This is a genomic window from Rhizobium sp. TH2 (assembly GCF_024707525.1).
Taxonomy (GTDB): Bacteria; Pseudomonadota; Alphaproteobacteria; order Rhizobiales; family Rhizobiaceae; genus Rhizobium_E.
The window spans coordinates 562,617-575,101 of the sequence record NZ_CP062231.1; the positions used below are offsets into that span (position 1 = coordinate 562,617).

At 56.1% G+C, this 12,485-nt stretch carries 14 protein-coding genes; 11 read left to right on the forward strand and 3 right to left on the reverse strand.

The genetic code is table 11. From position 1 onward, the window contains the following. Positions 1–59: 59 nt before the first annotated feature. From IHQ71_RS02925 to IHQ71_RS02960, 8 genes are all read left to right on the forward strand, one after another. Positions 60–1,931, forward strand: coding sequence for a sensor histidine kinase (locus IHQ71_RS02925; protein ID WP_258160397.1), 1,872 nt, complete (start codon positions 60–62; stop codon positions 1,929–1,931). Positions 1,932–1,934: 3 nt separating this feature from the next. Continuing rightward, positions 1,935–2,552: a response regulator transcription factor gene (locus IHQ71_RS02930; RefSeq protein ID WP_258160398.1), complete on the forward strand. Its 618-nt coding sequence runs from the start codon at positions 1,935–1,937 to the stop codon at positions 2,550–2,552. Between the two features lie 50 nt (positions 2,553–2,602). Then, the gene (locus IHQ71_RS02935; protein ID WP_258160399.1) at positions 2,603–3,022 is read left to right on the forward strand and encodes a response regulator transcription factor; all 420 of its coding nucleotides are present in this window, start codon (positions 2,603–2,605) and stop codon (positions 3,020–3,022) included. Between the two features lie 171 nt (positions 3,023–3,193). Beyond that, on the forward strand, positions 3,194–3,439 hold the full coding sequence (locus IHQ71_RS02940; protein ID WP_258160400.1) for a hypothetical protein: 246 nt from the start codon (positions 3,194–3,196) through the stop codon (positions 3,437–3,439). Between the two features lie 3 nt (positions 3,440–3,442). Beyond that, entirely contained in the window at positions 3,443–4,432 is a 990-nt protein-coding gene (locus IHQ71_RS02945; protein ID WP_258160401.1) for an HAD family phosphatase, read from the forward strand. 30 nt (positions 4,433–4,462) lie between these two features. Further along, positions 4,463–5,443, forward strand: a complete 981-nt coding sequence (locus IHQ71_RS02950; RefSeq protein WP_258160402.1) for a formylglycine-generating enzyme family protein — start codon at positions 4,463–4,465, stop codon at positions 5,441–5,443. A 4-nt stretch (positions 5,444–5,447) separates the two neighbouring features. Continuing rightward, positions 5,448–6,254: a transporter gene (locus IHQ71_RS02955; protein WP_258162715.1), complete on the forward strand. Its 807-nt coding sequence runs from the start codon at positions 5,448–5,450 to the stop codon at positions 6,252–6,254. Positions 6,255–6,309: 55 nt separating this feature from the next. After that, positions 6,310–7,101 (forward strand): hypothetical protein, encoded by a 792-nt coding sequence (locus IHQ71_RS02960; RefSeq protein WP_258160403.1) that lies wholly within the window; start codon positions 6,310–6,312, stop codon positions 7,099–7,101. A 343-nt stretch (positions 7,102–7,444) separates the two neighbouring features. Here the strand turns inward: IHQ71_RS02960 and IHQ71_RS02965 are convergent, their stop codons facing one another. The 3 genes from IHQ71_RS02965 to IHQ71_RS02975 form a co-directional block, all read right to left on the reverse strand. After that, positions 7,445–8,242, reverse strand: a complete 798-nt coding sequence (locus tag IHQ71_RS02965; RefSeq protein ID WP_258160404.1) for a hypothetical protein — start codon at positions 8,240–8,242, stop codon at positions 7,445–7,447. A 186-nt stretch (positions 8,243–8,428) separates the two neighbouring features. After that, positions 8,429–9,022 carry an OmpA family protein gene (locus tag IHQ71_RS02970; protein ID WP_258160405.1) on the reverse strand — a complete coding sequence of 198 codons (594 nt, stop codon included), beginning with the start codon at positions 9,020–9,022 and terminating at the stop codon, positions 8,429–8,431. 1 nt (position 9,023) lies between these two features. Continuing rightward, complete coding sequence (locus tag IHQ71_RS02975; RefSeq protein WP_374989948.1) at positions 9,024–9,449, reverse strand: hypothetical protein; 426 nt, start codon at positions 9,447–9,449, stop codon at positions 9,024–9,026. A gap of 395 nt (positions 9,450–9,844) precedes the next feature. On the opposite strand from IHQ71_RS02975, the gene IHQ71_RS02980 reads away from it, so the two are divergent. From IHQ71_RS02980 to IHQ71_RS02990, 3 genes are all read left to right on the forward strand, one after another. Next, the gene (locus IHQ71_RS02980) at positions 9,845–11,446 is read left to right on the forward strand and encodes an arylsulfatase (RefSeq protein ID WP_258162719.1); all 1,602 of its coding nucleotides are present in this window, start codon (positions 9,845–9,847) and stop codon (positions 11,444–11,446) included. A 127-nt stretch (positions 11,447–11,573) separates the two neighbouring features. Continuing rightward, positions 11,574–12,053 (forward strand): DUF992 domain-containing protein, encoded by a 480-nt coding sequence (locus tag IHQ71_RS02985; protein WP_258160406.1) that lies wholly within the window; start codon positions 11,574–11,576, stop codon positions 12,051–12,053. A gap of 48 nt (positions 12,054–12,101) precedes the next feature. Next, a complete protein-coding gene (locus IHQ71_RS02990) occupies positions 12,102–12,404 on the forward strand; it encodes a hypothetical protein (protein ID WP_258160407.1) in 303 nt (100 codons plus the stop codon). The last annotated feature ends 81 nt before the right edge of the window (positions 12,405–12,485 follow it).

Genomic DNA, 12,485 nt, shown 5'->3' on the forward strand with positions numbered 1-12,485 from the left:
TGCAACTTATCATTGTCAAATACTTGTGAAACTGTAAAAGAAATCGAGCTGGGGGCGCGATGTGTAAGATTTATTACAAAATACGTCTAAGACTTTCGGCGATTGCTTGTATGGCGATTGCATGTTTCGCTCTAATGGACGGAAGTGAAGCGGCGTCGCAGAACCGTGTTCCGCGCGTGTTGATCCTCTATCCCTATGACGAAAGGATACCTGCGACGAGCATTGCAGGGCAGTCTGTCAGAACTCATCTTATGGATGCCACCGACGGAAAGATCGATCTTTTTACGGAATTTCTCGATCTCGCACGATTTCCGCAAAGTGCTCACATCGATCGGATGTCGCGCTACCTGAGTGAAAAATACGTCGATCATCGTCCCGATGTCGTGATCACCCTGGGGGAAGAAGCCACCAGGTTCATGAATACGCATGGCCGCCGCATAGCTCCTGACGCACGCATCGTCTACGGCGGCTTCGACAGAGAGACGGCTGCCGAACTTGACCTGCCGACGAGCGCTGTCGGAGCGGTCTCCGAATTTGATGTTGAAAAGACCGTTGCACTCGCGATGCGACTTCAACCAGACGCAAAAAGGCTGGTTGTCATGGTCGGCTCATCAAGCTTCGATCAGCGCTGGCTCCGTACCGCGAAAGTGGGGTTGGCCGATATCGAAAAAACCCTCGAAACAACTTATGTCACAGGCTTTTCCATCGACGAGTTTGCCGAACAAGCCAGCCAGTTGCCCGACGACACCGTTCTGGTCGTCCTCACAATCATGCGAGATCGCAATGGTCGTAATCTAGCACCTCGGACGGCGTTGGAACGAATTACCGCCGTCGCAAACGTTCCTGTCTATGGACCGTATTCAACCTATATCGGCTCTGGTGCGGTGGGGGCGAACTCTGTCACATTCGAGTCTGTTGGAGAGGCTATCGCAAAGTTGTCGCTTGAGATCATAGCGGGGCGGGATGTCGCGGACATTGACGTTCAGCCACGTTATCTCGTCGATGCCCGCCAGATGCAACGGTGGGGCTTTGCCGAGTCCAATTTGCCACCAAATACAATCGTATCCTTTTCAAAGCCGTCAGTCTTTGATGAGTTCTTCCCCCAAGTCATGACAGTACTTGCGTTCATCCTTGCCCAGAGCGTTGTCATCATTGCTCTTGTCTTTGAACGCCGTCGGCGCGGAAGGGCTGAAAGAGAGGCTCGCAATCGACTCCATGAACTGATTCACCTCAATCAGTCTGCGACTGCTGGGGCGTTATCTGCATCAATTGCTCATGAACTCAATCAGCCGCTTGGAGCAATATTGATCAACGCTGAAACTGCAGAACAGCTGCTCCGTAACGAAACGCCAGATTTGTCCTTGATCCGCCAGATACTTATCGACATCCAGGATGCTGACAGGCGAGCAGGCGACATGATCGGGCGCATGAAAGGCCTTCTCAAGAAGCGTAGCGAAATTGACTGGCAGGAATTTGACCTGAACAACGTTGTCAAGAGCGCAGCTCAAATCTTACAGGCGGACATTGCCCGAAAAAAGGTCCGGTTGGAAATCGCCCATCACGACAGGGCATTGCTCGTACGCGCGGATCAAGTTCATATTCAGCAGGTGGTTTTGAACCTGGCGACCAACGCCATCGACGCAATGCAAGAGTTTCCTGTCGCGGACAAAAGATTGAAGTTTGAGACCTCTCTGGATGCCGTGTCGGGAAAAGTCGAATTTGCAATTTCGGACACGGGTGGAGGCATAGCGACAGAAAATCTGACTTCTGTTTTCGACGCGTTTTACACTACCAAAGCGAAAGGAACGGGGCTTGGCCTCTCGATTGCCCGTGCTATCATAGAAATCTATGGTGGAAGGATTTGGGCCGATAACCATCCACAAGGAGGTGCCATTTTCCGGTTTGCTCTCCCACATGCCGGCGGCGGCTAGCACATGGTCACAGCAACTGTTCACATCGTTGACGATGACACGTCGTTCCGCACCGCAGTTGCGCGGTTGCTAAAAGCATCAGGTTTTGATGTTGAGAGCTATAGTGGCAGCCAAGAACTATTGGATCGCGTACCCGACGGTCCAGGCTGTATCCTGCTCGATCAGAACATGCCGGGGCTTTCCGGTCTGGAACTGCAGGACAGGCTTTTGCAGCTTGCTCCGCTCATGCCAATTATTTTCCTTAGTGGCGCGGGAAGTGTCTCAACGAGCGTTCGAGCGATGAAAGCGGGCGCGGATGACTTTTTGGAAAAACCTGCCTCAAGCGCGGATTTGCTCGCTGCGGTTCGCCGAGCCGTGGCACGAGGAGAAGCTCAGCGCCTTGAGCAGGATAAGCTGAATTTGCTGCAGGCAGTATTCAAAAGTCTGACCCCCAGAGAAGTGCAGGTGTTCAAGCAGATGGTGCGCGGGCGATTGAACAAACAGATTGCCTTCGATCTCGCTACCTCGGAACGCACCATCAAGGCCCACCGACACAAGGTTATGGAGAAGTTGCACGCCAGATCTTTGGCAGAAGCGATCTCTATCGCTGACAAATTGGGTCTACTCGGCCCGCCCGATTGACAGAACAGCCCTGAAATCTGCACTAAAGGTCAATATCGCCACCTCCAAAAATGGATACAATACGTGAAGTCGATGGATTTGATTGTGTCGGCCGTGGGGGACGAGCGCTGGAAAATCTTAAAGGGAAAATCGCTGTTATAGATGACGATCTCGGCATCCGCACGAGTGTGGAGCGCCTCTTGAAGTTAAATGGCTTTGAAGTTGATGCATATGCATCGCCGGAGCTTTTTCTTTGTCAGGATTATACGGATGTATACGCATGCCTGGTTCTTGATGTTCATTTCGACGGAATGTCCGGGCTGGATCTTAGAAAATTCTTGCTCAAGTCAAAACCGAATATTCCGATCGTATTCATCAGCGCGGAAGATGCTGACCAGATTCCGGAATTGCCCGCCGATCATGCATTTCTGCACAAACCATTTTCCGGGTCATTGTTGATCAAAACTATACGCAGCGTAGTGGCATCATAAATGTCTGGTTTGCAACGCCCCCGATGTTCATGCGAGCGCGCGCAAGACTCCCTTTAGTACAATAGAACTTTTGCATACTGCCCTCTACGTTGGGCGCAGCCGTATCGATCGCCGGGTAAGTCGGCGTACCCGCGCGACACCAAAACCTTACGGCAGTCAGGGAGCACGAAGATGAGTAGCAGAGACACCGCCGAACGTGACGGTATCAGCCGCCGCAAAGTCTTGTTGGCCGGCGGTTTCGTCGCCAGGCACCTGCGACCTATGTCAAATATCCGCCGCGCCAGGCACCCGGTAGATTTTCGCTGGATCACCTCATCGAGAAAATCCAACGTGGCGCGCAATAACTTTCATAAGCCGATTCAATCTGGTTCGCTCGTCATGGCTGGCGCACCAATGCCTCAAATCGTGAAGGAGTGAGAAATGCACGCCTGGATCAAGCGCCTTCTTTTACCGCTCTGCATGTTAATGGCGGTTTCGTCGCAAGCCTGGAGTGCCGATGATCTGAAGTCATGGAACGATGGGCCGAACAAGAAGTCCATTACCGATTTTGTTGAACGCGTCACCAAAGACGGCTCGGCGGATTTCATCCCTGTCCCCGAACGCGTCGCCGTCTTTGACAATGACGGCACCCTCTGGGCGGAACAGCCGCTTTACTTTCAGCTTTTCTTCGCGCTCGATCGCGTCAAGGTGATGGCACCCGATCATCCTGAATGGAAAACGCAGGAGCCCTTCGCCTCGCTTCTGAAGGGCGACGTCAAAGGCGCGCTGTCAGGCGGCGAGAAGGCGATCATGGAAATCGTCATGGCCACTCACTCTGGCATGTCGAGCGATGAATTCGATGCGATCGTTCGCGATTGGGTAAAGACCGCCAAGCATCCGAAATCCGGCAAACACTATACCGAGATGGTCTATCAGCCGATGGTGGAGCTCTTGGGATATCTCCGGGCCAACGGCTTCAAGACCTATATCGTCTCCGGTGGCGGCATCGATTTCATGCGGCCGTGGACAGAAGAAATTTATGGGGTCCCACCCGAACAGGTCGTCGGCAGCAGCGGCAAGATCGCGTTTGAAATGCTGGACGGGAAGGGTGTGATCATGCGCATTCCCGAGATCAATTTCATCGACGACAAGGCGGGCAAGCCCGTCGGCATCCACCAGCACATCGGCCGCCGGCCCGTGATGGCGTTCGGCAATTCGGACGGCGACCTGCAGATGCTGCAATGGACCTGCACGCGGCAGGGCCCCAGCTTTTGTGCCTATGTTCACCATACCGATGCGAAGCGCGAATGGGCTTATGATCGGAACTCCTCCATCGGACGGCTGGCAAAGGGTCTGGACGAAGCCAAGGCCAGAAGCTGGACCCTTATCGACATGAAAGAAGATTGGAGTAAGGTGTTTGCATATGAGTGATTCATCTGGAGGTAGAAGGTAGGATCATCCATGATGGAAAAACAGGCCACGCACGTACTCGCCAGCAATCGAATGACGTGGATTCCAGGCGGGACCTTTCTGATGGGATCGGACAGCCACTATCCCGAGGAAGCACCTGCGCATAAGGTGCGTGTCGATGGGTTCTGGATCGATGTGTGCGCCGTCACGAACCGGGAATTCGCCACCTTTGTCGATGCGACGGGCTATGTCACGGTAGCGGAGCGTCCGGTCAATCCCGCGGACTATCCTGGCGCCATTCCCGGAATGCTCGGTCCTTCATCGGTTGTGTTCATCAAGCCGAAGCCGCCGGTTGACCTCTCCAATCGCTATAACTGGTGGAAATATGTCAGCGGGGCAAACTGGCGGCATCCCAGAGGGCCGGCAAGCTCGATCAAGGGCCTCATGGACCATCCCGTGGTCCATGTCGCTTTCGCCGACGCCGAAGCTTACGCCGCATGGGCCGACAAGGAATTGCCGACCGAAGCGGAGTGGGAATTCGCCGCCCGGGGCGGGCTGGAGGCCTCGGAATATGTCTGGGGCGACGAGATGACACCCGGCGGGCACCACATGGCAAATACGTGGCAGGGGCAGTTTCCCATACAAAATAGCCGGGACGATGGCTTCGAGGGCACCGCTCCTGTTGGGTCATTTCCCGCCAACGGCTATGGCCTGTTTGATATGGCCGGCAATGTCTGGGAATGGACGACCGACTGGTATCAGGAGCATGGCAAGATCGAAAGTCCTTGCTGCACGATTTCAAATCCGAGGGGCGCCAACCAGGCAGACAGCCTGGACCCCAGTCTGCCGGAAATTGCTATACCGCGAAAGGTGATGAAGGGCGGTTCGCATCTTTGCGCGCCGAACTATTGCCGCCGCTACCGGCCCGCCGCCAGGATGGCACATCCTGCCGATACCGCGACCTGCCATCTGGGATTTCGCTGCATCGTTCGCGGGCAACAGCGACCACCAGTATCCAATCGGAAAATTTGAAATGATGCGTCTCAAGAACGTATCGGCGGCCACGTTCATCGCGGCACTCTGCGTCATGACAGGCGCGGCGATAGCGCAAGAGGGCGACAACGAACTGGCCAAGAAGCTGAGCAACCCGATCGCATCACTGATCAGCGTGCCGCTACAGTTCAACTACGACCAGGGCTATGGTCCGAATGATGGGTTTCGTGCTTACCTCAACATACAGCCGGTAATCCCGATCTCGCTCAATGACGAGTGGAATGTCATTTCGCGTACCATTATTCCCGTGATCCAACAGAACGACATCGTTGGCCCATCGGGCACCCAGTTCGGCATGGGCGACATCACCCAAAGCTTCTTCTTCTCGCCGGCCCATCCCGGCCCGAGCGGCATCATCTGGGGCGTTGGCCCAGTCTTCCTGCTGCCCACTGCCACCGACGACATGCTGGGTTCGGAAAAGTTAGGCATCGGTCCGACAGCCGTTGTGCTCAAGCAGATGGGCGGCTGGACAGTCGGTGGTCTCGGAAACCACATCTGGTCGGTGGCGGGCGACGACTCGCGGCCGGACATCAGCTCGACCTTCCTGCAACCCTTCGTTTCCTACACGACCCCGACGGCATGGACGTTCTCGCTCAACACCGAAAGCACCTACAACTGGAAAAGCGATCAATGGTCCGTGCCGGTTAATCTCGTTGTCTCAAAGCTGGTCAAATTCGGCCACCAACCCGTCAGTCTGTTCGCTGGTGCTCGCTACTGGGCGGAAACGCCAGAAGGCGGACCGGAGGGCTTCGGCTTACGGGCCGGACTCACATTCCTGTTTCCCAAATAAGCCAAGGTCGTCACCGGCAGGGACGGCAGGCGCCTAAACCAAGAAGGACTGCGCAATGACTAAATATCACAAACTGGGTCTGGCGGTGGCGATTACACTCCTCCTCGGCTCGTCAGCGCTTGCCGCCGATGTCTCGCCGCTTGTCACGCCGCAACCGGCGCCTGAGGAAAGCCCGGACTGGTCATTCGCAGCGTCGCCGTATTTCTGGGGCGCGAGCATCTCTGGCAAGACCTCGCAGTTCGGCGTACCGAAGACGATCAAGATCGATTCGAGCTTCGGGGACATTCTCGAAAACCTCGACTTCGCTTTCATGGCGGCGGCCGAGTTCCGCTATGAGCGCTTCAGCGTCATCGGCGATTTCATGTACACCAAGGTGTCGGACAATGCCGATACGCCCTTCGGAGTACTGGCGAAGCAAGTTGACGTCCAGTTCGAATCCGTCGCCGGATTGCTCGGCGTGGGCTACGCGGTCATCGACGGCCCGCAAGGACATCTCGATGTCGTCGGCGGTATCCGGGTGTGGTCGGTCGATACGACGATATCCTTCAATGGCGGCTTCCTCGATGGGCGCGAAGTCGATGATGGCGCCACTTGGGTGGACGGCATGGCCGGTCTGCGCGGCAAATATATGATCACGCCCGAGTGGTTCGTATCTGGCTGGGGCTTCGTCGGCACCGGCGGCGCCAAGATCGACTGGGATGTAGCCGCCAACATCGGTTACCAGTTCAACGACACCTTCTCGGCGATCGCGGGTTATCGCGCGCTTGGCGTCAACTATCGTCACGATGGCTTCATCTTCGACACAGTGCAGCAAGGGCCGATCCTGGGCGTTACCGTGAAGTTTTGACCGGTCGTTTTCGCTACCGGCCCTCATGACGGACTGAGGACCAACAGTCTTGCTGACTTCTTGTGGCTTGCAATCAGTTTTCACAGGCTGTTTGCCTGCCAGTGAACTCACGTGATGGGCATAGCTGTCCGCCAGATCTTGACGGCCACTGGAGCAGACGGGATCAGGCCTGTGGTTGTTCCGGCGGTACCGCTCCCGTAGTATGCGCTGTGATATGGCCCCCAAGCCGATCCTGCCGTCGGTCAGTCGCGAGCCCTCGCCCAAGGTGAATAGCGCAACGTGACAGGGATGATCTGTAATTGTACTACGCGAATGCCTTTGGGCCGATTGGCACCATCGTTCTTCATGGTGCGGGCGCATCTTTCATCCAGCGTACTCCGTTGGAAAAATAGAGCCCACGCTCTGCACCGACGGCCATGTAGACTTTGTCTCGTCCTTCGAAGAACGCGGCAAATCCTCCGTTCAATCTTGTCAGGCAGCCGAGCGGCTTTCTCTTTCCGCCCGCCATTTTGTAGATGATAGCGACGTCAGACGTAACGGCCTGGATGATCTTTTCAGAGCGATCATAGGCGCCACAGGCTCCCGCCAAGCTTGGTTCGTCGAAAGCGGAAAAGAGGCTGGCGGCGGCCTTGGCGTCCGGCCACAGCGAAAGCGTGCCGACGAACCGGTGATCGAGCTTTGGATCGCACAGGGCGGCAGTCTCCTCGATCTCATCGAGCGATCGACTTAGGAAGGTGATGGAGTAGTTTCGCGCGCCGAATTTTTCGAGCTCGTCCGTCAGTTCCTCGTATGTGCTGCGGCCGAGCCCGAAGGTCCGATCGAAATCGGCGTCATCAACTGCAAAAGCCCGCAGACCATGGTCGGCGTTGGAAAGAACAAACGTCTTCCGGACCTTCGACCGCACGACTTTGGCAAACCTCCGCCAGCAGGCCGCATGGCCCGTCCCGTCGTCGCATCTGCCAGGTCGATGCGACTGGCTGAGAGAACTTCCATCGCTCTGAAGCGCATTGATAAGGTCGGCTCGCGTAATCACCTCTTTGTCGAACGGCATGGCGGCCAAGTTGGCGCCGAGCTGTTCGATGACCAGTCGAGTCTGGTTCGAAAAGCCCAACGAGATCAGCACAGATATGTCTTTGCCCACTCTTCACCGTCCCTCGAAATGACATACGACACACTCATGCTGACACTTCGACTGCATCCGCCGCACTCCGAAAGTTCCCCTGAACGCGTCCTTCCCATGCCTCCAGACTTTCATGCTTTACAGATAAGAAGCCATATCCGCGCTCGGCGCTGATCACGCCATAACTTCCACCGGTTAGGAAACAGCCTATTTCACAAGGCCAAGATTTATCAGTTGAACGCGTCTGTTAACGGCGTTCGCGGGATTGGCGGAGTCTATGGGCCATTCCTGCCCGACACCGATTGAATAGAGGCGATCCGGCGAGACTGCAAATGTGGTCGCCAGAACTTCCCGGATTGCGTCAGCGCGCTGTTGGCTGAGCTCGAGATTGTGCTTGGGATTGCCGGTAGAGCTTGTATGGCCAACCACAAGGAATTTGTATCGGAACAGATCGGGGTGATGCAGCGCATCCGCAATGAGCCCCAGCGCACGGTACGAATCTGGCTCTATCGCGATCGAATTGTTCTCGAAATTGATCTCCACCACCAATTGGGAGAGCTTCGCCAGCCTGCTCCAATCCGGTAGCTGAGTCACGCCATTCCCGACGTTTGCGTTTGCTTGCTCCATGAGCAACGCAATATCAACCTCGGGCGCGGCTGCATCCAGTCTACCAAGCGATGTTATCATTTGCTTGTGCGTGAGTTGTTGAGCTCCGACGTCGCCTACGTTGGCAAGAACGCCGAATCCGATCGTCGAAGCTAGCGCAAGCAAGAGATTGTTGGTTCTCGACCTGGTAGCCATCTTAGCGCCATCCCGCATCTGTGATCGCCTGATTGCATTCGTCGCTGATATGTTTGGTGCTCTTGATCAGGCACCTGAGAATGTTGCCGTCGCCGCGCATGCCCTTGCAGCGTTGTGCCATGGCGTGTCGGCATACCTTCGAATAGCCTTGCTGTGCCGCCTGCCGCTGCTCGATGGAAGCGATGACCGTTTCCAAGGTGGCGGTGCATGTCGCCGATACCTTCGAAGCCTTGGCTTCGAGACAGCCTTGGATGGCCCCATTGCCGAGGTTCAACCCTTTGCAGTGACGCTTGATATCGGCCCCGCATTCCTTGGCGAGCACAGTAATCGCGTCAGCGTAACTCAACGTTTCGGCTCGAGCTGAGCCGGCCAGACAGAGACAACCGATGAAGGTCATCAATAAGCAAAGGCTAGATCTGGTGCGCATACTGAATCCCTTCTGAACGTCCGGCCCAGCCACTTGGCAAGTTGCCTATCAACGACGGTCTGAAGCATTTTTTTCCGATGACACGGCGCTTCCGGTTGATTTGCTATCAAGGATCTCCGCTCCGCAAGACTCCCTAAAGTACAATAGCGCCGCAATAACACGAGCCTATATTGGTCCGGCAGACTCTTGATTGAAGCGCTCAACTTGCGACCCGCCAGATTGCGGCCGATCGCACTTCATTTGTTCATTCAGATTGACCATTCAAGAAACGGGAAGGGACTGAAATGTTGAAGGACACCGATCGACAAGATCCACCACGCAAAATCTCGAAAGTGGGGATTACCAGACGAAGCCTGCTTGCCTCCAGCGCGGCATTGTTGGCATCCGCCTCCCTGATGACGGGGTCAGCGGCAGCCCAGGCGTCATCCAAGCCCAATATTCTCCTGATCGTCTCGGATGACACGGGCTATGGCGATCTCGGACCCTACGGCGGCGGAGTGGGGCGAGGAATGCCCACGCCCAATATCGACAAGATGGCCGATGAGGGCATGACCTTCCATTCCTTTTATGCCCAGCCAAGCTGCACCCCCGGTCGTGCGGCGATGATCACTGGACGAATTCCCAATCGTAGCGGCATGACCACCGTGGCGATGCAGGGCCAGGGTGGTGGCTTGCCGGCGGCCGAGTGGACGCTGGCGTCCGTTCTCAAGCGCGGTGGATACCAGACCTACTTCACCGGAAAATGGCATCTCGGCGAGGCTGACTATGCGCTGCCGAATGCGCATGGCTTCGATGAAATGAAGTATGTCGGGCTCTATCACCTCAACGCCTATACCTATGCCGACCCGACCTGGTTCCCGGACATGGACCCCAAAATGCGGGAGATGTTCCAGCGGGTGACGAAGGGTGCGCTGTCGGGGAAGGCCGGTGAAAAGGCCATCGAGGAATTCAAGATCAATGGCCAGTATGTGGATACGCCGGTCATCGACGGAAAGCCGGGTGTGGTCGGTATTCCGTTCTTCGACAATTACGTAGAGAAGGCGGCCATCGACTTCCTCGAGCAGGCGTCGAAGTCCGACAAGCCCTTCTTTATCGACGTCAACTTCATGAAGGTCCATCAGCCCAACATGCCGGCGCCTGAATTCGAGCACAAGTCGATGTCGAAGTCGAAATATGCCGACAGCGTCGTTGAACTCGATACCCGCATCGGCCGCATCCTCGATAAACTCCGCGAGACCGGCCTCGATAAGAATACGCTGATCTTCTACACGACCGACAACGGCGCCTGGCAGGATGTCTATCCGGATGCCGGCTACACGCCGTTCCGGGGAACCAAGGGCACCGTGCGCGAAGGCGGCAACCGTGTGCCGGCAATCGCGATCTGGCCGGGCAAGATCAAGCCCGATACGAAGAACCATGATATCGTCGGCGGTCTCGACCTGATGGCCACCTTTGCCTCGGTTGCGGGCGTTCCGCTTCCGACCGAAGACCTTGAAGGCCAGCCGACCATGTTCGACAGCTACGACATGTCGCCGATCCTGCTCGGTACCGGCAAGTCGGAGCGGACGTCGTGGTTCTATTTCACGGAGAATGAACTTTCGCCAGGTGCCGCACGTGTCGGCAACTACAAGGCCGTGTTCAACCTGCGTGGAGACGATGGTGCCAATACCGGAGGGCTTGCTGTCGATTCCAATCTCGGTTGGAAGGGACCCGCCAGTTATGTCGCCACCATACCGCAGGTCTTCGATCTCTGGCAGGATCCCCAGGAGCGGTATGACCTCTTCATGAACAACTTTACGGAGCGTACTTGGACGATGGTCACGATCAGTGCGGCCATCAAGGAACTGATGATGACCTATATCAAATATCCGCCTCGTAAGCTGCAGAGTGAGGGCTATACCGGTCCGATCGAGATTTCGAAGTATCAGCAGTTCCAGTGGATGCGGGAGCAACTTGAAAAGAATGGCTTCAACATGCCGATGCCCACTGGCAACTGACCAGGAATGTGAGGGGGTGACGATATCGTCGCCGCTTCGAACACAGATGGGCGCTGCGGGCGCCCCGCGAATACGCGGGCACCGCCCGCATGGGCCACTTCTCGTCTGTTCAAAGGAAGGCTGCACTATGAGACATTTTTTCTATGCCGTGACGCTGTTCGCAGCTTCTCTTTTCGCGAGCGCCGACGCCCTCGCCGCAAAATCCGTCAATCTCGGCATGCTCGTCTGTGACATGTCGAAGGGCATCGGGCTGATTATCATCGAGAAGCAGAAGATGACCTGCGAGTTCCGTCCGGTTAGTGGACCGACGGAAAAGTATACCGGCAAGATCACCGATATCGGAATTGAACTGGGGGAGGTCAAACAGGGCCACCTCGTCTGGGGCGTATTCGCGGCCGCTCTTCTCGACATGCAGCCAGGCGCATTGGCCGGTCACTATGCGGGAGTCGATGCGAGCGCGGCATTGGGCGTCGGCGTCGGCGCCAACGCGCTTATCGGCGGTACTGGCAAAGGCTTCATTCTCCAGCCGCTATCGGTCGAGGGTCAGGTCGGAATCAATGTCGCGGCCGGAGTGCGCACTGTAAGTCTCGCGTTCGAACTCGACTGATAATGTTGGCCACCGGCCATCGACAGCGACGTTTACTGGAGGCTACCCATGAACCGGCTTTGCACCGCAATTCTTGCATTTGCACTGGCAACCCTAATCGGCTCATCCACTGCTGCGCTGGCGGAAAGTACCAGGCCGTTCAAAGTGATCTATATCTCGGCTCTTTCCAACGATGGCGAAAAGGCCTTGATAAGAACGAGGGCGACAAAGTCTCGAGTCGAGGCGATACAGGCCGAAATCAATAGCGATCGGGCTCTCGTATCCCAACTGCGCGCCATGAACGTCCAGATCCGCAACATCATTGGTGCGGACAGGGCCATGAACGGCAGTGTGATCTACTATGTCCGATGAGGTGCTTCGATATCAAAACCTGGCCAATCCGAGTGGCCTTATGCGCGTGTGCTGGCCACCAATTCAACCATTACTACCCAC

Coding starts and splice junctions, on each gene's coding strand:
- IHQ71_RS02925 (WP_258160397.1), top strand. CDS start 60: ATGTGTAAGATTTATTACAAAATACGTCTAAGACTTTCGGCGATTGCT.
- IHQ71_RS02930 (WP_258160398.1), top strand. CDS start 1,935: ATGGTCACAGCAACTGTTCACATCGTTGACGATGACACGTCGTTCCGC.
- IHQ71_RS02935 (WP_258160399.1), top strand. CDS start 2,603: ATGGATACAATACGTGAAGTCGATGGATTTGATTGTGTCGGCCGTGGG.
- IHQ71_RS02940 (WP_258160400.1), top strand. CDS start 3,194: ATGAGTAGCAGAGACACCGCCGAACGTGACGGTATCAGCCGCCGCAAA.
- IHQ71_RS02945 (WP_258160401.1), top strand. CDS start 3,443: ATGCACGCCTGGATCAAGCGCCTTCTTTTACCGCTCTGCATGTTAATG.
- IHQ71_RS02950 (WP_258160402.1), top strand. CDS start 4,463: ATGATGGAAAAACAGGCCACGCACGTACTCGCCAGCAATCGAATGACG.
- IHQ71_RS02955 (WP_258162715.1), top strand. CDS start 5,448: ATGCGTCTCAAGAACGTATCGGCGGCCACGTTCATCGCGGCACTCTGC.
- IHQ71_RS02960 (WP_258160403.1), top strand. CDS start 6,310: ATGACTAAATATCACAAACTGGGTCTGGCGGTGGCGATTACACTCCTC.
- IHQ71_RS02970 (WP_258160405.1), bottom strand. CDS start 9,022: ATGGCTACCAGGTCGAGAACCAACAATCTCTTGCTTGCGCTAGCTTCG.
- IHQ71_RS02975 (WP_374989948.1), bottom strand. CDS start 9,449: ATGCGCACCAGATCTAGCCTTTGCTTATTGATGACCTTCATCGGTTGT.
- IHQ71_RS02980 (WP_258162719.1), top strand. CDS start 9,845: ATGACGGGGTCAGCGGCAGCCCAGGCGTCATCCAAGCCCAATATTCTC.
- IHQ71_RS02985 (WP_258160406.1), top strand. CDS start 11,574: ATGAGACATTTTTTCTATGCCGTGACGCTGTTCGCAGCTTCTCTTTTC.
- IHQ71_RS02990 (WP_258160407.1), top strand. CDS start 12,102: ATGAACCGGCTTTGCACCGCAATTCTTGCATTTGCACTGGCAACCCTA.